This window comes from Embleya sp. NBC_00888, from assembly GCF_045207655.1.
In the GTDB taxonomy this organism is placed as follows: Bacteria; Actinomycetota; Actinomycetes; order Streptomycetales; family Streptomycetaceae; genus Embleya.
Genome location: NZ_CP108784.1, coordinates 6,378,035 through 6,399,500 on the forward strand (window position 1 = coordinate 6,378,035; position 21,466 = coordinate 6,399,500).

Consider the following 21,466-nt stretch of genomic DNA (forward strand, 5'->3'; position numbering starts at 1 on the left):
GGACCGACATCGACACGTTACGACCAGTAAGAGGTGGTACTCATGGGTGCTGGACTTCTCCTGCTCGGGGATTCCAGGCTGCCGGCAGGCGGCTACGCGCATTCGGGCGGCTTGGAGAACGCCGTCCTGCGGGGCGAGGTGCACGACCTCGACACACTCACCGAATTCCTGCTCGGCAAGCTCTACGGCACCGGCGCGGTGCAGGCGGCCTTCGCCGCCGTCGCCGCGCTGACCGCGGGGCCGTACGCGCTGCCCGAGATCGCGCCGTGGGCCGAACTCGACGCCGAACTCGACGCGCGGACCGCCTCCGCGCCGGCCCGGGCCGCCTCGCGCGCCCAGGGCCGATCACTGCGCCGGGTGGCCAAGGCGGCCTGGCCCACCGAACCGTGGCCGGTCCTGGGGGTGTCCCCGCATCACGCGATCGTGCTCGGCGCGGCGGCCACCCGGGCCCGGCTCGACGAGCGCGAGGCGGCCGTGCTGGCCGCGACCAACGTGGTCAACGGGCCCGCCTCGGCGGCGGTCAAGCTGCTCTCCCTCGATCCGATCTCGGTCACCGTGGTGCTCGCCGAGATGGCCGGGCACTGCGACCAGGTCGCCGAGGAGGCCGCCGATGCGGCCCGCACCGTGTTCGCCGACGGCGACTGGGACCGGCTGCCGTGCTGGTCCTCGGTCGGCCTCGACGTCTGCGCCGAACTGCACGCCCACGAGGAGGTCGTCCACTTTGCATCTTGACCACGCCCCCGGCAACGGCGGTACCCACACGCACACTTCGCCCCCGCCCGCGGTGCCCGGCTCGCGCGCGTTGCGGATCGGCATCGGCGGACCGGTGGGATCCGGCAAGACGGCGCTGGTCGCCGCGCTGTGCCGGGTCCTCGCCGACCGCTTCTCGCTCGCGGTGGTCACCAACGACATCTACACCACCGAGGACGCCGACTTCCTGCGCGCCGCCGGGGTGTTGGCGGCGGACCGGATCGCCGCCGTGCAGACCGGCTGCTGTCCGCACACCGCCGTGCGCGACGACATCAGCGGCAACCTGGACGCGGTCGAGGATCTGGAGGCGGCGCATCCGGACCTGGACCTGGTGATCATCGAGTCCGGCGGCGACAACCTGACCATGACCTTCAGCCGGGGCCTGGCCGATGTGCAGATGTTCGTCATCGACGTCTCCGGCGGCGACAAGGTGCCGCGCAAGGGCGGTCCCGGGGTGACCCGTTCCGACCTGCTGGTGATCAACAAGACCGACATCGCCCCGCAGATCGGCGCCGACCTGGCCGTGATGGACCGCGACGCGGCCCGCATGCGACCGGGCACCCCGGTGGCCTTCCTGTCGCTGCGCGAGAGTCCGGGCGCGGACGTGGTCACCGCGTGGGTGCTCGACCAGATCGCCGCATGGCGGGCCGGCACGGCGGTACCGGTACGGCCGGCGGGCGCGGTCGGGGTCGCGTCGGCCGCGGCCCCGGTCCTCGGGTGAGGGCAACCGCCGTGGTCCGCGCGGAACTTCGGCACGGCCGCACGGTGCTGACCGAACTGCGCGGACAGGTGCCGCTGCTGCCGCGCGAGGTGTCCGTGCCGGGCGGTGTTGCCGAGGTGGTCTTCGTGGGCGGCGCGGCCGGACCGATCGGCGGCGACGACCTGGCGCTGCGCGTCGAGGTGGGGGCCGGCGCGCGGCTGCGGGTACGCACCGCCGCCGCCGCGGTGATCCTGATCGGCGACGGCACGCCGGCCCGGCAGCGGGTTCACCTGGTGATCGGTGCCGGCGGCCTGCTGGAGTGGCTGCCGGAACCGGTCGTGGTGGCCGCGCGGGCCGCCTTCCACAGCGTCGTGCGGGCCGAACCGGCGCCGGACGCACGCCTGTTCGTGCAGGAGACGCTGGTCCTGGGGCGTGTAGGCGAGCCTTGCGGGGACGCGCTCTTGCGCTGGGACGTTCTCGTCGACGGGCGTCCGGTGCTGCGCCAGCAAAGCGGCTACGGCCCGGCCGCGCATCCGGGCTGGCGCGGACCGGCAGGCACGGCCGGCGGGACGGTGGTGGCCACCCGGTTGACCCTGCCGGCCCCGCCCGATCGACCGACCAGTGCGCCGGGCCGGGCGGTGTGCGATCTCGCGGGCGGCGGGCTCCTGGTGACCGTGACCGCGCGGGACACGATGACGGCACACCGCGCGCTCGCGGGGATGTCGGCCTCGGCTTTGGCCCCGGCGACGCCCGCGGCCCCGGTCGCGCCCTTGGCCGATCAGCTCTCCAGGGCGACCAGTTCGGAGCCGGCCGTACCCAGCAACAACACCTCGCCGGTGCCCGCGGGAGCGGCGGTCAGGTAGGTCGGCAGCGGATGCGTCCAGCGCCGCCGGCCCGTCGCCCGATCGAAGGCGTGCAACTCGTCGGTGCCGCCGGCGTAGGCGATCCCGTTCACCACGGCCACCGGGCTGGGCACACTGGCACCGGTGGTCCGCCGCCAGCGCTCCGCGCCGGTGCGCGCGTCCAGCGCGTACAGCGTCCCGACGTCGGTGGTGTAGATGATGTCGTCCTCGACCACCGGCGCGGTCAGGTCCGGGGTGCCGCGGAAGCGCCAGACGATCTCGCCGGTGGCGATGTTCAGCGCGACCAGGGTGAACCCGGTGACCACGTAGACCAGATCATGGATGACGTGCGGAGGCCGGGTGATCGGCGCGGCGAGGTGGATCGACCATCGCGGCTCCCTGCGCTCGGGGACGATCGCGCTGACCGTGCCGTCGGTGTGGGTCAGGAACACCAGGTCGCCGCCGTTCTCGCCGATCACGGCCGGCATCACCCCGCCGCGCTGCGCCGACTCGCTCCACTCCCAGCGGTGCGCGCCCTGCGCGATGTCGAACGCGAGCACCCGGTCGTCCCGGGTGCCCACCACCAGGGACGAGCCCAGCATCACCGGCGCGCCGAGGATCTGGTCGCCCGCGTACTGCTGCCACACCCGTTCACCGCTGCCCGGGTCGAGCGCGGAGAGTTGCCCCGCCACACACGCCAGGAACACGGCGGTTCCGGAGACCACCGGCTCGGACCACACCATCGACTCGGTGCGCGCGGTCCACAGCGCGACGCCGGTCTCGGTGCCCAGGGCCATCACCACGTTCTCCGTGGTCGTGCAGTAGGCGACGTTGTCGAAGACCTGGAGGGTGGTCACCCGACCCTCCACCGCGCGCCGCCATCGCGTCTTCGGCCGCGTCCGGCCCTCGCCCAGCCGCGCGAACGCGACGCCGGCCGAGGTCACCGTCGCCGCGGTGACCGCGAAGCCGCCCGCGATCAGGAGCCGGCGCCGGGTCAGTCTGCTCCCGGTCGGCGGGTCCTGTGCCCGGGCCGCCTGCGGCATGTCGGCGCGCTCCGGCGCGGGGGCGGCGGGCAGGACCAGTACCGAGGGCCGCGGGGTCAGCACTCGGTCCACGTCCACCGCCGTCGGACGTTGTCCGGGATCGGGATCCAGGCAGCGCCGGAGCAGCGGGCTCAACTCGGCGGAGGGCGTGCCGCCGCCGGCGAGCGTGATCAGCGTGCCGAACGCGTACACGTCCTCGGAGGGATCACCGCCGTCGTCCGCGTCCGTGCGGCCCGCGAAGCCGGTCACGCGCGGACCGTACGGGGTGATCAGCACCTGGTCCGGACCCAGCCGTCCGTGCACGAGACCGATCGCATGCACACGGGCCAGAGCGTCGGCGATGCCCGCCGCGACCTCGCGCAACGGGCCGTCCGCAAGCGGACCGTCGTGGTCGAGCACCTCACCGAGCGTCCGCACTCCGGGCATCGCCCACGCCCTTCCGGGACCTGTCGACGTGCTTGCTGGAGAGCAGAGTAGGACCTGGGGGGCGGCACGGATAGAGCCCGCAAAAACGATCCGGAAACGGTTCGCCGGCCCGACGCGCGAGGGGAACACGAGGCGCCCGGGGCGATCTCGGCGGCGTTTTCGGACCGGTTCGCGCGTGCTCCGGGACCGGGCCGGAACCGGTTCGGACCGGGGGCGGGTCGGCTTCGGATCGGGTCCGGATCGTGTGGGGATCGGCTTCGAGCCGTGTTCGGACCGGGGCCGGACGGGACCGGGGCCGGCTTCGGGGCAAAAGACGGGCCGGCTTCGGACAAAAGACGGGCCTGCTTCGGACAAAAGAAAAGGAGGCGCCCGGCCAAAGGCGCCTCCTTCGCGAACCGCACAGCGTTTCGCGAGCAGGACGATCATAACCCGCCCGCGCCCGCCGGATCGCCGGCGCCGGCTCGGGGTCGTCGCGGTGCTCAGTCCCGCGCCGACTCGAGCGCGCCGTCCCACACCCGGTGCCAATGGGCGACCGCCGACTCGCCCGTCCCCACGACCATCGTCGGCAGACCCGCGTCGAAGCCGCGCTGACAGGACTCGGCGCCGGGGAAGTCCTCGGTCACCAGCACCCGCTTGTTGGTCTCGTGGTTGGCCCGGGCCATGGCGATGCTGCTCTCGGCCAGTGGCTCCCAGGTGCCCTCGGTCATGTGCACGACCGAGCGGTTCGGCCGGTCGCCCGGGTAGATCCGCAACATTGTGGTGCTCAGCGGGCTCTCGATCAGCACGGTGGACGGCAACACCGTCTGCACGTTGACCATCGGCAGCCGCGCGGGCCAGGACTCCTCGGGGACCTCGGCGAGCTGCTCGAACCCCACGATCGGGACCGCGAACCGGGTGTGCGGTCCCCACGTGTCGACGATGCCGTGGTTGAGCACGATCCCGTTGATGGTCGCGGTGTGCAGGAACGGTACGTGGTACGCCTCGACGTTGACGTCGACGGTGAGCTTCCAGTTGCAGGCCAACTCGAACCGCTCGCTGACCACCGCGCGGGTGCGGTCGTACGGGAAACCCGCGTAGGCGTCCTCCAATTCGTCCAGCGCACCGGCCACTTCGACGTCCGGACGCAGGCCGACCACGACCAGGCCGGCGGACAGCGCGACCGGCAGCGGGCGCAGGCCGAACCTCTCCGGGTCGATCCCGGGGAACTGCGGACGCCCGGGCAGCCCGGTCAAGGCGCCCCGGTCGTCGAAGGTCCAGCCGTGATAGCCGCAGCGAAAGCGCTGCGCGCTTCCGCAGCCGGTGCCGGTCAGGCCCTCGGTCTCCGGGACGTCCCGGCTGACCCGCATGCCCCGGTGGGTGCACGCGTCCAGAAAGGCGTGCAATCCGCCGTCCCGGTCCCGGGTCACCAGGACCGGTACGCCGTCCACGTCGCGCGCGATGAAGTCGCCCGGCTCGGCCACCTCTCCGGCCCAGCCGATCACCTGCGGCGTGCGGCGGAAGAGCACCTCCCGCTCGCGGGCGTGCCGGACCGGGTCGGTGAAGCACGAGCCGTCCAGGACGGCGGGCGCCGTGCCCAGGTCGAGCGTGCGGTGGGTGATGTGCTCGATGATGCGCCGCCCGGTGGCGACCACGTCCTGGTGCTTCACGGTGTGACTCCGATGTCCGGGCCGGCCGGCACAACCCCGACCGGATCTCTGTTACACCGTTACATTGTTGGACCGAGCCGATACCCCGTCAATGACCCGCGACCGGATGTGGTGTCATCAGTGGGCAATCGCACGTGGAGGTCAGCACCATGCCCGGCCGGGTCGAGAACGTTGCCTATGACATCGCGGGCCTGACCCTGTCGGGTCTGCTCGCCCGACCCGGACCCGGCGTCCGCCCCCGCGGACTGCTGCTCGCGCTGCACGGCGGCGGGTCGCGCGCGGCCTACTGGCATCGCGAGGGCGCCGCCGAGGGCTCACTCCTGCTGTTGGGCGCGGCGCTCGGTTGGACGGTCCTGGCGATCGACCGACCCGGTTACGGAGCCTCCGCGGGTCTGGCCCGGGAGCGACAGGGGCTGGATGCGCAGGCGGACCTGGTGTTCGCGTTGCTCGACGAGGTGGCCGAGAGCCTCGTCGACACGCCGGACGAGGCGACCGGGATTCCGGCCGGCGCGGAGTCGGACGGGCCGGGTCGGCTGCCGGTGTTCGTCGTCGCGCACTCGATGGGCGCGATCCTGGCGCTGCGGATGGGCGCGGACAAGCGCGGTCGGGAACTGCTCGGGCTCGCCGTCGGCGGCGCGCCGTTGCGGTACACGCCACAGCGGTTGGCCGAGTTCGCCTCGGTCCCCACCGAGGGCGACTTCGTGCCGTCGACCGGCGGCGGCGCTCCGGACACCTTCTTCGGGCCGCCCGGGTCCTACGACCCGGCGCTGCTCACCCGGGCCGGGCGGGTGGCGGCGGCGGTGCCGATGGCCGAGTTCCTCGACGTTCGGGAGACCCCGCACACGCTGCCCGCGGTGCTGGCCAGGGTGGTGCCGCCGGTGCACTGGACCGTGGCCGAGTTCGAGCGCTCCCAGCCGGCCGGTCCCGAAGTAGCGGCCGAGGCGCGCGAGTTGCTCACCGCCGCGGGTTGGGTGGAGACGCACACGCAGCGCGGTGTCGGGCACAACATCAGCCTGCACCACGCCGCGCGCGCGTATCACCTGCGGGTGCTGGCCTTCGCCGAGGAATGCCTGCTCGCGAGCCCCGCCGACGGCTGACGCGCCGACGACGGGGGAGCGAGCGGCGGAACCACCGACCCCGGACCGACCGACCCCGGACCGACCGACCCCGACCCGTCCGGCGCCCGGGCGTCGCCGGTCACGGCCGGTCCGGCAGGGTGAACCACACCACCTTGCCCGGGGGGAGTCGATCGGCGCCCCACGCGTGCGCCAAGCCGTCGATCATCCGCAACCCCCGACCCGACTCCTCGTCCCAGTCGCCGACCCGGGCGATCGGCATGCGCGGTGACGAGTCGCGCACCTCCACCCGCAGCACGTCGCCGTCGTGCAGCAGGGTCAGCGCGTGCCAGGCCCCGGGCCCGACGTGGACGAGCACGTTGGTCAGTAGTTCGGTCAGCAGTACCTCCGCCACGTCGACCAACCCGGCCAGGCCCCAGTCGTGCAGGACCTTGCCGGTGGTCCGACGGGCCCGGCCCACCCCCAGGGCCGAGGCGGCGAGTTGAACGCAATAGTGACGGACGTCCTCCGCCATCACCGGCATGTCGACCTCCGGACGTGCGGCAGGGGGTCGCACGATCCGAGGCATGCACTCAGAGCGACCCGTGGACAACATTAAGTCATGGCCGACATGGAGCGTGCCCGGCCGTGAATGAGTGTGCAACTCCCAATCTTGGATCGACGGGAAGTTTCCGGTAGTAACCACACTTCCACGCGCAGTAGGGCACACTGTCCCCCGATCGGACGCGCCGACGTTCCGGTTCGGTGCGTGAACAGCGTGTAAGTGGAGGTGCGGCGTGGCCATGGCGCCCAATCCGACCGTTCGGCAGCGCAGGCTCGGAACCGAACTGCGCCGGTTGCGCGAAGCGCGCGGCCTCAGCCTCGAAGATGTCGCCGTGCGCCTGGAGTGCTCGGATTCCAAGGTCAGTCGGATCGAATTGGGCCGCAGCGGCGTGCGACCGGTGGACCTGCGCATCCTGCTGGACCTGTACCGGGTCGCGGACGAGCAGGAGCGCGATTCGCTGCTGACCCTGGCGCGCGAGGCGAAGAAGCGCGGCTGGTGGCACAGCTACTCGTCGATCCTGCCCAGCTCCTATGCCGAACTGCTCAGCCTGGAGGCCGAGTCCTCGGGTATGCGGGGATTCGAACTCTCGCTCATTCCCGGCCTGTTGCAGACGCCGGACTATGTCCGGGCGGTGATCGCCGCGGTGCGCGAGGACATGTCCGCCGAGCAGGTGGACATGCTCGTGCGGGTCCGCCAGGAGCGGCAGGCGGTGCTGGACCGCGTCGGGCCGCACGGTGAGGCGACGTTCCGGCTGACCGTGGTGATCTCGGAGTCCGTGCTGCGCACCGTGGTGGGCGGTCGGGAGACGATGCGGGCCCAGTTGGAACACCTGATGGCCGCCGCCGCGCGGCCGCACGTGCGCCTGCAGATCCTCCCGTTCTCGGCGGGCGCACACCCGGCGATCGAGGGTTCATTCGCGATCATCGGATTCCCCGCGCTTTCCGATCTGGATGTGGTCGTCCTCGACACGCATACGAGTAGCCTCTATCTGGAGGAGCCCGAACACGTCAGCGTCTATGAGCGTTTGTTTGAGGACATCCGCGCTTCGGCGCTGTCGTACGGTGAATCCTTGTCCATGATCGAGCTCGCAGCAAAGGAATTGTCTTGAGCAACACAAACCCGGGTTCGCTTTTCCGGTTCGATTCCCCGAGTATCACTGCGGTTTCCTACCCCGATGGGAAAGACGCAGGTCAAGGCGCTGTCGCCGGTCACGCGTGGCGGCGGAGCACATACAGCGGCGCCACCAGCAATTGCGTCGAGACGGCCCCCGTCGAGAGCGCCGTCCTGGTGCGCGACTCGAAAGTTGCCGCCGGTCCGGTGCTCGAACTGGAAGCCGGTGCGTGGCAGACCTTTATCGGTGGGATCGGCGCCTGAGTCGAGTCCGTTCCGATACCGAACGGTTGATTGTTCGCGCTCCTCACTCCCAAGAGTGGGAATTAATCCCACGAAAGAGTGAATTCTCCCGATGATCGTCCCGGGTTCCCGTGCCCCGGGACGCTCCCAATGCGCAACTCTCCGTCGCCGACCCCTTACTCCACTCCGTGCGCTGCCCTCCGGTACGCTCCGGCAGCGCATCGGGGTGGAAGAGTGGTGGGGTGCAGATCTCGGTGCTTGGCCCGCTCCAAGTGTGGGACGACGACGGTCGATCCGTGACGATCGGCGGCGCGCGATTGCGTGCGCTGCTGATCCGGCTTGCCCTGGACCCCGGCAAGCCGGTTTCCGCCGACCGGCTGATCGCGGCCGTGTGGGGCGACGAGCCCCCCGCCGGGGCCGGCAACGCGCTCCAGTCGCTGATCTCCCGGCTGCGTCGACAACTGCCCGCCGAACTCGACTCGGGGCCGGCCGGCTACGTGTTGGGGATCCGCCCCGAGGACGTGGACGCGCACGTGTTCGGCACGCTCGCGGTCCGCGGTCGCCGGATGCTGGGCGAACGCGACCCGGCGGGCGCCGCCGAGACCCTGGGCCGGGCGCTCGCGCTGTGGCGGGGGCCGGCGCTGGTCGACGCCGCCGACGCGCCGTTCGCGATCGGCCCAGCGGCGCGGCTGGCCGAGCAGCGCCTGGGCGCGATCGAGGACCGGGTGCAGGCCCAGTTGACGCTCGGCCGCAGCCAGGGACTGGCCGCCGAACTGGAACAGTTGACCCGCGAACACCCGCTGCGCGAGCGACTGTACGGACTGCTGATCCGCACGCTGCACGAAGAGGGCCGCCGGGCGGACGCGCTGACGCTGTATCAGGACCTGCGCGAGCGGCTCGCGGACGAGTTGGGCATCGACCCCTCGCCGGACCTGGAGGCGGCCTACCTCGCGGTGTTGCGCGGCGGCGACCCGCGCCCGACGGCGCGGGCGACCCCGCCCGCGCCGGCCGAGCCCCGCCCCCCGGCCGCGCCCCGCCCGGCGCCGGGCAATCTGCCCGCGCGGCTGACCACGTTCGTCGGCCGCGAGGACGAGGTGGTCCGGGTCGACCGGCTGCTCGAAGAGTCGCGCCTGGTCACCGTGGTGGGCCCGGGAGGCGCGGGCAAGACCCGGCTGAGCACCGAGGCCGGCGCCCGGATCGCGGCCCGCGGCCAGGGTGTGGACGGCGGCATCTGGTTCGTCGAACTCGCCCCGGTACTGGACCCGTTGGACGTCCCACAGGCGGTCCTGGCGGCATTGGGACGACGTGAGGTGGGTCTGCTGGACACCCATCTGCCCGGCCCCGGCCGCGATGTCGTGGACCGGATCGCCGAGCTGCTCGCGGGCCGGCCCATCCTGCTGATCCTGGACAACTGTGAACACCTGATCGCCGCCGCCGCGGCCTTCGCCGGCCGGCTGCTCGCCCAGACACCCAACCTGCGGATCCTGGCCACCAGCCGGGAACCGCTGGGCATCGACGGCGAGATGTTGTGCCCGCTGGGGCCGCTCGCGCTGCCCCCGGTCGACGTCGGCGTGGACGAGGGCACGACCTACGCGTCGGTGCGGCTGTTCGCCGACCGGGCCCGCGCGGTCCGCCCGGGCCTGGTGATCGACGCCGCCACCATCGGCGCGGTCGCCGAGATCTGCCGGCGGCTGGACGGGCAACCGCTCGCCATCGAACTCGCCGCCGCCCGCACCCGCTCGCTCACCCCCGCGCAGATCGCGCACCGGCTCGACGACCGGTTCCGCCTGCTGACCGGCGGGAGTCGGACCGCGCTGCCCCGGCACCAGACGTTGCGCGCGGTGGTCGAGTGGAGCTGGGACCTGCTGGAGGAGCACGAACGGGTCGCGCTGCGCCGACTGTCGGTGTTCGCCGGCGGCACCACGCTGGAAGCCGCCGAGGCGGTGCTGCCGGGCGAGGACTTCGCCGCGGCCGATGTGCTCGACCTGCTCGCCGGGTTGGTGGACAAGTCGCTCGTGGACGTGATCGGCAGCACCGAGACCCGCTACCGGTTGCTGGAGACGATCCAGGCCTACGCGAGCGAGCGGCTCGACGACGCGGGCGAGGCGGACGCGACCGCGGACCGGCACGCGCGCTGGTTCATCCGCTACACCGAGGCGGAGGACGCGCGGCTGCGCGGGCCGGGACAGATCGAGGCGATCAACCGGATCGCCGCCGAGCACGACAACCTCGCGGTCGTGCTGCGCCACGCGGTCGAGCACGGGGACGCGGACATCGCCACCCGGCTGGTCGAGGCGCTGTCCTGGTTCTGGGCGATACGCGGCAATCACGGCGAGGGACACGCGTGGGGCCACGAGGGGCTCGCGGTGCCCGGACCCGCGCCGCAGGACAAGCGCGCCACCGCGCTCGCGTTCCACGCGCTGCACGCCTTCTCGGCCGGCGAGCGGTGGGACGCGATCCGCGCCTACGCCGGGGCCCGGATCATCGTCCGTCGACTCGGACCCGAGGCGCCGCGGTCGCTGCCGGTGTTCCTCGACATGCTGGGCTACGTGGTGCGCGGGGACAACGAGGCCATGGGCGCGGCGCTGGTGGCGGCCGACACGCTCGACGACCCGTGGACCCAGGCGATGGCCCGGCTGATGCGTGGGCACTTCGCGGTCAACCTCGGCCGGCCCGAGAGCGCGGTCTACTTCCTGAACGACGCCCGGGACCGGTTCGCCGCCATGGGCGACCGGTGGGGACGCGCGTCCGCGATCTCGGGGCTGGCCGAACTGCTGATGTACACGGCCGACTTCGACGGCGCCTTGGTCGCCGTGGACGAGGCGCTTGTGCTGCTGTACGAGTTGCAGGCGGAGGACGAGATCCCACAACTCCTGGTCCGTCGGGGGATGATCCACGCGCGGGCCGGCGACATCGAGGCCGCGCGGCGGGTGATGGACGATCTCGTCGAGCGCGTCGATCAGCACTCGACTCCGCTCTCACTCCTGCTCGCCGAGCTCGGACTGGGCGAACTCGCTCGCTATACCGAGGACTTCGAGGGGGCCGAGCAACACTATCGGCGCGCCTTCGCGGAGCTGCCGAACACCTCCTTGCTGCCCCCGCAACTGATCGGCAGCCTGCACGTCGGCCGGGCCCACGTCGCGTGCGGCCGCGGCGACGTGGCGGCGGCCCGGCACCACCTCGAGGCCGCGGTCCCGTACGCGCTGGAGAGTCAGGACATGCCGGTGTTGGCCTCGTGTGTCGAGGGGTTCGCCGTGCTGGCCCTGACCAACGGTGACCTCGAGGGCGCGGCGCTGCGGCTCGGCGCGGCACAGGTGGTGCGCGGCCACCCCGGTTTCGGCGACATCGACGCGGACCGGGTCGCGCGACGGTTGGAAGTGAGCATGGGGGTCGAGGAATTCACCCGGGTGAGGGCGATCGGCGCGGCGCTGGGGGTGGACGAGGTGATCACGCTGGTCCGCCCGGAACCGCTCGCGGCCCCGGAACCCTGAGGGCGCCGGGGCGGTTCGGAGCGCGAGCGGGCCGGCGTCGGCTCCGGCGGTCGGGCGGTACCGCCGGAGGGTCGGCTCCGGCGGACTCACCGGCGAGGCGTCAGACCCGGCGGTTGTACTGGCGAAGCGTCAACGGGATGAACACCGCCATCAGGGCGAACGCCCAGATCACCGCCACGGTCGCGTGATGGGCCACCGGTCCGCCGGTGAGCAGACCACGCGAGGCGTTGGTCACCTCGGTGACCGGGTTGATCTTGACCCACGCCTGCAACCAGCCCGGCATCGTCGAGGTCTTGGCGAACAGGTTCGAGCCGAAGGTCAGCGGAAACATCATCACGAACGAGACGCCCTGCACGGTGCGCGGCTGCTTCAAGGTCACCCCGAGCAACGCCACGACCCAGCAGATGGCGAACGCGAACAGCAGCACCAGGCCGACCGCGGCGATCACCGCGAACACGTTCGTGTGGAACCGGAAGCCGATGATCGTGCCGAACACGAACACGGACGCGACGGCAACCAGGAACCGGAGCACGTCGCCGAGCACGGTGCCCGCCAGCGGCGCGATCCGCGAGATCGGCAGGCTGCGGAACCGGTCGAACACACCCGTGGACATGTCGGTGCACAGCCCGACTCCGGTGCCCACCGAGGCGAACACCACGGTCTGCACCAGGATCCCGGGCAGGACGAACTGGAGATAGTCGTGCGTGCTGCCCTCGATCGCGCCGCCGAAGAGGTACACGAACATCACGGTGAACAGGATCGGCTGCAAAGTCAGGTCGATCAGTTGTTCGCTCTGCTTCTTCAACTTCACCAGGCTGCGCCAGGTGAGCGTGAGCGTGTGCCGCACCGCGGCGCTGGGGGCGTTGCGGTGCGGTACGTGCGCGGCCGGCTGCTCGGGCGGGTGCGCGGCGGTGTCGTCGGCGGGACGGACGGTGGTCGTGGTCATCGGGAGGCTCCTAGGACACGGGCCAGATGGGAGATGGTCAGCAGCAGGACGGCGAGCAGTGGCAGAACCCGGGTGCCGTAGACGTCGGGACGGTGTTTCACGCGGCCTTGCCCCGGTCGGTCGCCCCGTCGTCGCGCTCGGTCGAGTCCTGGCTGCGGTGCCCGGTGAGGGTCATGAACACCTCGTCCAGGCTGGGCAGTCGCAGGGCGAACTCGGTGGCCCGGATCCCGGCCTGGTCGAGCCGGGAGACCACCACCGGGAGCAGGTTCTCGTCGGAGACCGCGACGGTGACCTGACCGCGCTCGCTCTCCACGATCGGATCCCGGCCGGTGAGTTCGCGCAACAGCTCGACCACGTCGGGCATTCGGGTCGGGTCGGTCGGCCGGACCTCCAGGCTCTGGCCGCCGACCTGGCTCTTGAGCTGGTCGGCCGTGCCGTTGGCGATCACCCGACCGTGGTCGATCACCACGATGTCGCTCGCCAACTGATCGGCCTCGTCGAGGTACTGCGTGGTCAGCAGCACCGTGACCCCCTCGTCGCGGACCAGTTCGCGCAACATCTGCCACACGTCGCCGCGACTGCGCGGGTCGAGCCCGGTGGTCGGCTCGTCCAGGTACAGGAAGGCGGGGCGACCCACGAGCGAGGCGGCCAGGTCGAGCCGGCGGCGCATACCACCCGAATAGGTGCCCGGGGTGCGACCGCCGGCCTCGGTCAGGTCGAAACGGGCGAGCAGTTCGCGGGCACGCGCCTTCGCCTCGTTGCGGGGCATGTCGAGCAGCCGGCCGAGCAGGAGCAGGTTCTCGAAGCCGGTCATCTCCTCGTCCACCGAGGCGTACTGGCCGGTGAGCCCGATCAGGCCGCGCACGTCGTGCGCCTGCCGGACCGTGTCGAACCCGCCGACCCGGGCGATGCCCGCGTCCGGCTTGATCAGCGTGGCCAGTACGCGGACCATCGTGGTCTTGCCCGCGCCGTTGGGGCCCAGCAGGCCCAGCACGGTGCCGGCCTCGGCCCGCAGGTCGACCCCGGCCAACGCGGTGGTGGTGCCGTACCGCTTGACCAGGCCCTCGGTCTCGATCGCGTATGTCATTGGGGTCGCTCCCCGCTAGGTGTTCGTCGTTCGTGTTCGACGTCTTCGTCGTGTGTCGCCATCAGCTTCACCGGGCCCGCTGATATCGCGCGCACACGCCGCCGGCACCGCCGGCACCGACCTGACACGGTGCCGCCACCGACCCGGCGCCCGCAGCGGTAATGTCCTGGCCCTGAGGGTCGGCGTGGGGAGAACGAGGGAAGACCATCGGGAGCCGCCACATGCTCGCGATAACTTCGAGGTGACAGCGTTCGCGGAGCACGCGGGCGGTCGGGGGCGGCGGACGTGGGTCGGGTCGACCGACAAGGGGCACACGCGACAGTGGGGGAGGCAGAGCGTTGGCGGCAGCCGTTCCGATTTCGCAGGCACCGGGCCCGGGAGTGCCCGCACGGGCTACGGGCGGTCCGGCCGGGATGATGCGATCACGAGGCATATCCGTGCGCCGACTGGTTCGAGCCGGCGCCACCACTCCCGGCCTGATGCTCGTCACCGGCGTGGTGCTGGTGCTGATCAGCCTGCTGGCCGGACTGTTCGCCGTCCTGGCGGTGGGGGACCGCGCGGACGCGGCCAAGGCGGTGGCCACCGGCAGTGAACCGCTCGGCGTCAAGACCCAGGAGATCTACCGGGCACTCGCCGACGCCGACGCGACCGCGGCGGCCGGGCTGCTCGAAGGCGGCGTCGAATCGGCCGATGTGCGCGAGCGCTACCAGCGGGCCATCCAGACCGCGTCGAGCACGCTGATCTCCGCGACCGCCGCCGGCGCCACCGGCAAGGTCGCCGAACAACTCGCCGTGATCGGCGTGCAACTGCCCGAGTACGCCCGCCTGGTCGAGCGCGCCCGCGCCGAGACCCGGCAGGGCAACACGGTCGGCGCCGCCTACCTGCGCTCCGCCTCCAAGAACGTGATGCGCGGCAAGATCCTGCCCGCCGCCACCACGCTGCACGACATGGTGGAAAAGCGCCTCGCCGGCGACCACCGCGACGCCACCTCGACCCCGTGGGTGCCGCTGAGCCTGCTGCTGGTCAGCCTGGCCGCGTTCGCCGCCGCCCTGTGGTTCTTCGCGCTGCGCACGCACCGTCGGATCAACATCGGCCTGCTGATCGCGGGACTGGCCACGCTGGTGTCCATCGGGTGGCTGTGGGCCGGCACCGACAGTTCGCGCACCGACCTCGACCGCAGCCGCAGCGGAGGCTGGGGGCCGGTCGAGACGCTCGCCCAGGCCCGCTTCCTGACCCTGCAGGCGCACGGCGACGAGAGCCTGACCCTGGTCATGCGGGGCAGCGACAACGAACAGTACGAGAACGACTTCAACGAGGTGTGGGGCAAGCTCGTCGGCGTCCCGGCCGAGGGGGGCAAACCCGCGGTGACCGGCATGCTGACCCGCGCCGAGCAGGTCACCGGCTCGGACGCGAGCACGCTGGCGAAGGTCAAGGCCGCGCAGGCCGCCGCCGCGGACTGGAAGAAGGCGCACGGGGACGTCGTCCTGCTGTACCGAAACGGCGAGTTCGAGAAGGCCGTCGCCCAGGTGACCAAGGCCGACGGCGCCTCGCGGGTGGCCTTCACCAAGATCGACGAGGCGTTGGCGGCCGCGGTCGACAAGGACCAGAAGGACTTCGAACGTTCGGTGGCCGCCGGTCGGGACGCGCTCACCGGTCTCGACGTCGGCCTGGGCGTACTGGCGCTGATCGCCGCCGCCGCGACCGTGGACGGCGTCCGTCGCGAGGTCGGGAGGTACAACCGGCCATGAACACCCGCATCGCGCTGCCCGCGGCGGTCTGCGCCCTCGTGCTGACCGTCGCCGGTTGCGGCGCCGGGGTCGACCAGCGCGGCACCGGGCAGCCCGCGCCGCCCGCCGCCGCGCCGCGCGCGACCCCGGGACCCGACACCTCGTGTCCGAACGTCACCGCGAGCCTGCGCCCGACCGGCGCGCTGCCCGCGCCGACCGCGCTGCCCGCCGGCAGCACGATGGAGGTGCTGCGCCGTCGCGGCTTCCTGATCGCCGGCATCGACCAGAGCAGCTTCCCGTTCGGCTTCGTGGACCCGAGGTCGAACACCCTCCGCGGCTTCGACATCGACCTGCTGCGCGAGGTGGCGAAGGCGATCTTCGGCGACGACGGCCCGCAGCGCATCCAGTTCCGGGTGGTGCGCAACGAGGAGCGCGCGATCGCGGTTGCGCGCGGCGACGTGGACATCATCGCCGAGACCATGACGATCAACTGTCAGCGCAAGCAGAGCGTCGAGTTCTCCTCGGTCTACTTCAACGCCGGCCAGCGGCTGCTGGTGCAGCGCGACGGCACCGCCGATCGCGCCGACTACGGCGCCGGGTTGGCCGCACTGCCGCGCGATATGCGGGTGTGCTCGGTGCCCGGCTCCACCTCGATCACCCTGCTGCGCGAGCAGGCGCCGCAGGTGAAGGTGGTCGAGGGCGACACCTGGGCGGGCTGCCTGGTGTTGCTGCAACAGGGCGAGGCGGACGCGATCACCACCGACGACACGATCCTGGCCGGTCTCCAGGCGCAGGACCGCGTCTTCACCGTCGTGGTCGGCGGCAACCTCACGCTGGAGCCGTACGGCATGGCGATCGCCAAGGATCGTCCCGACTTCGTCCGGTTCGTCAACGCGGTGCTCGAGCGGACCCGTCAGAACGGCCGGTGGAAGGCGTTGTACCGGGAGTACCTGGGCAACTCCCTGGCAGCCGAGGTCCCCGACCCGCCCGCGGCGGTATACCGGGACAGCGCGTGAACCGAGCCCCCCGCGTGCTGGGCCGCGACGAGATCGACGAACTGATGGCTCGTCACGAAGCGGAGTACGACGGCATCACGGCCGGTCTGATGGAGTTGGAGAGCCACCCGGGACGGCAACTCCTGGAAGGCGGACCGCTGACCGGCCGCACCGCCGAGCAGTGGGAGGCCGGCCGCCGGGCGATCTCCCTGCTGTGGGGGCACCGCGAGGCGTACGGCGCGGTGCTGGATCGGCTGCGCGCGCTGCGCGGTCGGCGCGGCAAGCCGCTGCGGCCGGAGTTGGAGGAGTTGTCCTTCCTGCTGCTGGGACAGTCCGCCGAACTGGCCGCGCGCGACATCCCGATCGGCCGGCGCGGGCTGACCGACCCGGCGACCCAGGCGCGCCGGATGAGCCTGGCCGAACTGGTCGCGGACATGGCACCGGCGTGGACCGAGGTGACCGCGGTGGTCGAGGCGGCGGACGAGGTGTGGACCCGACTGGTGCCCACCCTGGACCGGGTGGACGCGGGAATCGTGGCCGCCGAGGCCCGGATCGCCGAGCTCGGCGGCCCGGACGCGGTGCCCGAACAGGCCGCGGCGCTGGACGGGATCCGCCGCCGCCTCGAGACCGCCCGTACCCTGGTGGCCGGCGATCCGCTCGCGCTGACCGGTGCGAACGAGCGCCGCATCGGCACCGTGGACGTCTCCGCCATCGAGGCCGATCTGCGCCAAGTCGCCGACTCGGTGCGACACTTGCTCATCGTCCGGGGTCGCTTCGACGAACGGATCCGCCGACTGGCGGGCATGCTCGACGAGTTGGGGTACCAGGAGGGCGACACGATTCGGCGACGCGCGCATGTGCTCGGCCGGATCGGCGACAAGCGGGTGCCCGAGGTGCCGCTGCGGGCGGCCACCCTGCGGGATCGGCTGGCCTCGGTCACCATGCTCGGCGGCGAGGGCGACTGGGCGCGTGTCTCGCGGGAGCTGAGCGCGTTGGAGAACGACGTACAAGGTGCCCGGGACCGGCTGGCGGCCACCCGCGCGCACATCGACGCGCCACTTGCCCGGCGTGACGAACTGCGCGGTCTGGTGCAGTCCTACCGGGCGATGGCCGCACGCGGCGGACACGGCGAGGACGCCGCATTGGAGTCGCTGTACAGCCACGCCAAGGAGTTGTTGTGGCGAGCGCCGTGTGAACTCGAAGTGGCGGTACGGGTGGTGACCCGCTATCAGGAGGCGGTGATCGCCGCGCACCGCGAGGATCGTCCGGACGACAAGGGGGAACAGAGATGACCAAGTGCAATCGCCCGCCTTGCCCGGGCGAGATCGACGACGGGTTCTGCACCGAGTGCGGCCGCGAACCGCTGGCCGCCGGCCCGGCCCCGGTGGATCCCGGGCACGACCCGAATCGGTCCGCGAGGTCCGGCGTCTCCGGCGTCTCCGGCACCGCCGGCACCGCCGGCTCCTCGTCCGCGCGCAGCGCCTCCGGGCGCAGCTCGCGGCGCTCCGGCAGCACCGGTACCAGCCGTCGGCTCGGCGGCGGTCTGGTCGAGATGCCCAACGTGCCGCGCCGCAACCCGGAGACCGCGCTCGCGCGCAACCCGGTGATTCCCGAGGAGAAGCGCTTCTGCCGCAAGTGCGAGCAGCCGGTCGGGCGCGGCCGCGGCGGTCGGCCCGGCGTCGCGAACGGGTTCTGCCCGCGCGATCGCACGCCGTTCTCGTTCGCGCCCAAGCTTCAGCGCGACGACATGGTCGGCCAGTACCGGATCATCGGCTGCCTCGCCCGCGGCGGCTTCGGCTGGGTCTATCTCGCCCAGGACACCGCCGCGCACAACATGTGGGTCGTGCTCAAGGGCCTGCTCGGCAGCGACGACGCCGACTCGCGTGCCGCGGCCCTGGCCGAGCAGCGCATCCTGACCCAGATCCAGCACGCCAACATCGTGCACATCCAGACCGTCGTGCAGCACCCGGACCCGCTCACCGGCCGGGACGAGACCTACCTGGTGATGGAGTACGTCGGCGGCCTGTCGCTGATGGACCGGCTCAAGTCGATGCGCGAGAGCGACCCCAAGGCCGTGCTGCCGGTCGAGCAGGTGCTGGCCTACGCGATCGACATCCTGCCCGCGTTCGGCTACCTGCACCAACAGAACCTGGTCTACTGCGACTTCAAGCCGGACAACGTGATCCAGACCGAGGACCAGCTCAAGCTGATCGACCTCGGCGCGGTGACCGACCTGGCCCGACCGGGCAAGTTCACCTACGGCACGGTCGGCTACCAGGCACCCGAGATCGAGACCGTCCGGGCCGAACCGTCGGTCGAGTCGGACCTGTTCACCATCGGCCGCACGATGGCCGTGCTCAGCTTCTACTTCGCCGGTTACACCCGCAAGTACAAGGCGGCCCTGCCACCCGCGTCCGAGGTGCCGCTGTTCACCGAATTCGAGTCCTACCACCGGCTGTTGCTGCGGGCCACGCACCCCGAGCCGGAGCAGCGCTTCGCCTCCGCGGCGGACATGGCCGAGCAGTGCGTCGCGGTGCTGCGCGAGGTGGTCGCGATCCGCTCCGGCGAGCCGCGTCCGGGCGTGTCCGGCCTGTTCGGGCCGGAGACCCGGGTCGTGCACGCCGAGGTGGCCGCGCGCAACACCGAGCCCGGCCTGCTCGCGCCCGCCCCCGACCCGGCGGTGATCGCCGGCGCGTTGCCGGTGCCCCGGGTGGACGCCGCCGATCCGGCCGCGAACCTGCTGGCCACGGTGGCCACCACCAATCCCGACGAGTTGCTCTCCGCGCTCACCGCCGCGGGCGTCTCCTCGCCGGAGGGCACGCTGCGGCTGGTCCGGATGTGCATCGAGCAGGGTGATGTGGTGCGTGCCCGGGCCTTCCTCGCGGACATCGACGCCGACGACTGGCGACTGCCCTGGTTCGAGGGCCTGGCCGCGCTGTCCGACCAGGATCTCCCGCGTGCCCACGAGTGCTTCGACGGAGTGCGCGGCGCGCTGCCCGGCGAGCCCGCGCCGCGGATCGCGCTCGGCGCGGTCCGCGAACTGATGGGCCGCCACGACGAGGCGGCCGCCGAGTATCGCGGTGTGTGGGCCACCGACCGGGCCTACGTCGCCGCGGCCTTCGGGCTGGCCCGATGCCAACTGGCCACCGGCGACCGGGCGGGTGCGGTCCGCACCCTGGAGAGCGTGCCGGACACCTCGGCCAACCACGTCGCGGCGCAGACCGCGGCGTTGCGCACCCGGATCAGTGGTCGGGGCGCGGGCGAGGCGTTGGGCCCCGACCTGACCGCGGCGTCCGACCGGCTGGGTGCGTTGCGCCTGGAGGGCGAGGCGCACGATCGGCTCGCCGTCGAGTTGTTGGAGACCGCGCTGGAGTGGGTCAAGGCGGGCGCGAAGGGTGGGAATTCGGGCACCGGGGACGCGGGTGGAACCGCGAAGGTGCTCGGCAGCGAGTTGAAGGAAAAGCCTCTGCGGTTCGCCTTGGAAAAGTGTTACCGCGATCTGGCCCGGCACGTGACGACGCATGCGGAGCGCATCGCGCTCGTCGACCGGGCGAACGAGGTGCGACCGTGGACGTGGGTGTGATCAGAGTGGCTGGATATGGACGACTGGACGCGGCCGGGCCCGGGGGCGCCCCGGATGGGGACGAGGCCGCCCCGCCCGAGCCGCCGACGGCCCCCGGCGGGGCGTGTCCCTCGTGCGGGCTCGCCGGCGACGCGGACGACCGGTACTGCGAGTCCTGTGGCTACGACCTGGACATCCCGGTGCCGCCGGTGGCCGAACGGCCGCCGCCCAGGCGGGTGGTGACGCCCAGCGGGCACGGCCCGGTGTGCTCCGCGTGCGGTACCGCGACGATCGGCTCGGACGGGTGGTGCGACGCGTGCGGGCGGCCGTTCAACCCGCGCGATCACGTCGAGAGCGACCTGGGGCTGGTCGCGATGGTCAGCAACCGGGGTCTGCGGCACCGGCGCAACGAGGACTCCGCCGCACTGCGGGTGTTGCGGATGCCGGACGGCAGCGATCACGTGGTCGCGGTGGTGTGCGACGGGGTGTCCTCCTCGCCGCGCCCCGACGAGGCGTCGGCGACCGCAGCCGAGACCGCGTGCGCGACGATGGCGGCCACGCTGGTCGAGGGGTGTGGACCGGCCAAGGCCACCAGCGCGGGAGTGGCCGCCGCGGCGAGCGCGGTGGCCCGGATGCCCGGGGCCGAGGACGCGGGCAACGCCCCGGCGTGCACCCTGGTGTCGGCGATCATGACGCCCGGCGAGATCACCGTGGGCTGGGTGGGCGACAGCCGCGCCTATTGGCTGGCCGATCCGGACAGCGGCGCGGACGACGCCGCGGACGGCGACGACACGCTGCCCGGTGCGAGCACGCTGCCTCGTGGGGCGGTCGGCGAGCCGTACGTGGACGACGCGGGGCCGGACGAGGTCCGGCGCACCCCCTCCGCGCTGCTGACCGAGGACGACTCCTGGGCGACCCGGATGATCGCGCTCGGCGCGATGACCGAGGCCGAGGCGTACGCGGACCGACGCGCGCACGCGATCGTGTCCTGGCTGGGCGCGGACGCGGGCGAGGTTCGGCCCCGGGTGACCAGCCTGCGCCCGTCCGGCCCCGGAGTCCTGCTGCTGTGCAGCGACGGGTTGTGGAACTACCTCTCGGTCGCGCCGACGCTGGCCGCGATGGTGCTGCCCGGTGCGCTGGAACAGCCGCTGGCCGCCGCGCGGATGCTCACCGGCTTCGCGCTCGACCGCGGCGGTGCCGACAACATCACCGTCGCGCTGATCCCGTTCAACCCGCCCGGGGATCCGGTGCGCGGCCCCGACCACGTCTGAGCCGGAA

At 72.3% G+C, this 21,466-nt stretch carries 17 protein-coding genes; 12 read left to right on the top strand and 5 right to left on the bottom strand.

What is annotated here, in order from left to right:
• Positions 1-42: 42 nt before the first annotated feature.
• The 3 genes from OG948_RS27240 to OG948_RS27250 are packed head-to-tail and all read left to right on the top strand — an operon-like array spanning position 43 to position 2,313.
• Entirely contained in the window at positions 43-732 is a 690-nt protein-coding gene (locus OG948_RS27240; protein WP_406298956.1) for an urease accessory protein UreF, read from the top strand.
• Entirely contained in the window at positions 722-1,471 is a 750-nt protein-coding gene (gene ureG, locus OG948_RS27245; protein ID WP_406298958.1) for an urease accessory protein UreG, read from the top strand. Before OG948_RS27240 ends, ureG begins: the two co-directional genes overlap by 11 nt.
• Positions 1,468-2,313 (top strand): urease accessory protein UreD, encoded by an 846-nt coding sequence (locus OG948_RS27250; RefSeq protein WP_406298959.1) that lies wholly within the window; start codon positions 1,468-1,470, stop codon positions 2,311-2,313. Before ureG ends, OG948_RS27250 begins: the two co-directional genes overlap by 4 nt.
• Here OG948_RS27250 and OG948_RS27255 read toward each other — a convergent pair.
• A complete protein-coding gene (locus tag OG948_RS27255) occupies positions 2,229-3,761 on the bottom strand; it encodes a PQQ-binding-like beta-propeller repeat protein (protein WP_406298960.1) in 1,533 nt (510 codons plus the stop codon). The two genes, OG948_RS27250 and OG948_RS27255, sit on opposite strands and share 85 nt — an antisense overlap.
• Before the next feature lie 479 nt (positions 3,762-4,240).
• Complete coding sequence (locus OG948_RS27260; protein ID WP_406298961.1) at positions 4,241-5,407, bottom strand: SRPBCC family protein; 1,167 nt, start codon at positions 5,405-5,407, stop codon at positions 4,241-4,243.
• Between the two features lie 149 nt (positions 5,408-5,556).
• Between OG948_RS27260 and OG948_RS27265 the strand changes: the two genes are divergently transcribed.
• Entirely contained in the window at positions 5,557-6,504 is a 948-nt protein-coding gene (locus tag OG948_RS27265; protein WP_406298962.1) for an alpha/beta fold hydrolase, read from the top strand.
• A gap of 100 nt (positions 6,505-6,604) precedes the next feature.
• On the opposite strand, the gene OG948_RS27270 is transcribed toward OG948_RS27265, so the two are convergent.
• Positions 6,605-7,006: an ATP-binding protein gene (locus OG948_RS27270; protein ID WP_395859738.1), complete on the bottom strand. Its 402-nt coding sequence runs from the start codon at positions 7,004-7,006 to the stop codon at positions 6,605-6,607.
• A 259-nt stretch (positions 7,007-7,265) separates the two neighbouring features.
• Between OG948_RS27270 and OG948_RS27275 the strand changes: the two genes are divergently transcribed.
• The 3 genes from OG948_RS27275 (at position 7,266) to OG948_RS27285 (ending at position 11,871) form a co-directional block, all read left to right on the top strand.
• Positions 7,266-8,135, top strand: a complete 870-nt coding sequence (locus tag OG948_RS27275; protein ID WP_402229602.1) for a helix-turn-helix domain-containing protein — start codon at positions 7,266-7,268, stop codon at positions 8,133-8,135.
• Positions 8,132-8,401 (top strand): DUF397 domain-containing protein, encoded by a 270-nt coding sequence (locus OG948_RS27280; RefSeq protein ID WP_406298963.1) that lies wholly within the window; start codon positions 8,132-8,134, stop codon positions 8,399-8,401. Before OG948_RS27275 ends, OG948_RS27280 begins: the two co-directional genes overlap by 4 nt.
• Positions 8,402-8,676: 275 nt before the next feature.
• Positions 8,677-11,871: a BTAD domain-containing putative transcriptional regulator gene (locus OG948_RS27285; protein WP_406298964.1), complete on the top strand. Its 3,195-nt coding sequence runs from the start codon at positions 8,677-8,679 to the stop codon at positions 11,869-11,871.
• Positions 11,872-11,971: 100 nt separating this feature from the next.
• Here OG948_RS27285 and OG948_RS27290 read toward each other — a convergent pair whose 3' ends face one another.
• Entirely contained in the window at positions 11,972-12,817 is an 846-nt protein-coding gene (locus OG948_RS27290) for an ABC transporter permease (protein ID WP_406298966.1), read from the bottom strand.
• A 97-nt stretch (positions 12,818-12,914) separates the two neighbouring features.
• On the bottom strand, positions 12,915-13,904 hold the full coding sequence (locus tag OG948_RS27295; protein WP_406298967.1) for an ATP-binding cassette domain-containing protein: 990 nt from the start codon (positions 13,902-13,904) through the stop codon (positions 12,915-12,917).
• 437 nt (positions 13,905-14,341) lie between these two features.
• Here OG948_RS27295 and OG948_RS27300 point away from each other — a divergent pair, with 437 nt between their 5' ends.
• The 5 genes from OG948_RS27300 to OG948_RS27320 are packed head-to-tail and all read left to right on the top strand — an operon-like array spanning position 14,342 to position 21,459.
• On the top strand, positions 14,342-15,652 hold the full coding sequence (locus OG948_RS27300) for a hypothetical protein (protein WP_406298968.1): 1,311 nt from the start codon (positions 14,342-14,344) through the stop codon (positions 15,650-15,652).
• Positions 15,649-16,647, top strand: coding sequence for a glutamate ABC transporter substrate-binding protein (locus OG948_RS27305; RefSeq protein ID WP_406298969.1), 999 nt, complete (start codon positions 15,649-15,651; stop codon positions 16,645-16,647). The genes OG948_RS27300 and OG948_RS27305 overlap by 4 nt, the downstream gene beginning before the upstream one ends.
• On the top strand, positions 16,644-17,918 hold the full coding sequence (locus tag OG948_RS27310; RefSeq protein ID WP_406298970.1) for a hypothetical protein: 1,275 nt from the start codon (positions 16,644-16,646) through the stop codon (positions 17,916-17,918). Before OG948_RS27305 ends, OG948_RS27310 begins: the two co-directional genes overlap by 4 nt.
• The gene (locus OG948_RS27315; protein ID WP_406298971.1) at positions 17,915-20,209 is read left to right on the top strand and encodes a tetratricopeptide repeat protein; all 2,295 of its coding nucleotides are present in this window, start codon (positions 17,915-17,917) and stop codon (positions 20,207-20,209) included. The genes OG948_RS27310 and OG948_RS27315 overlap by 4 nt, the downstream gene beginning before the upstream one ends.
• Positions 20,206-21,459: a protein phosphatase 2C domain-containing protein gene (locus OG948_RS27320; RefSeq protein ID WP_406298972.1), complete on the top strand. Its 1,254-nt coding sequence runs from the start codon at positions 20,206-20,208 to the stop codon at positions 21,457-21,459. The genes OG948_RS27315 and OG948_RS27320 overlap by 4 nt, the downstream gene beginning before the upstream one ends.
• Positions 21,460-21,466 lie beyond the last annotated feature (7 nt).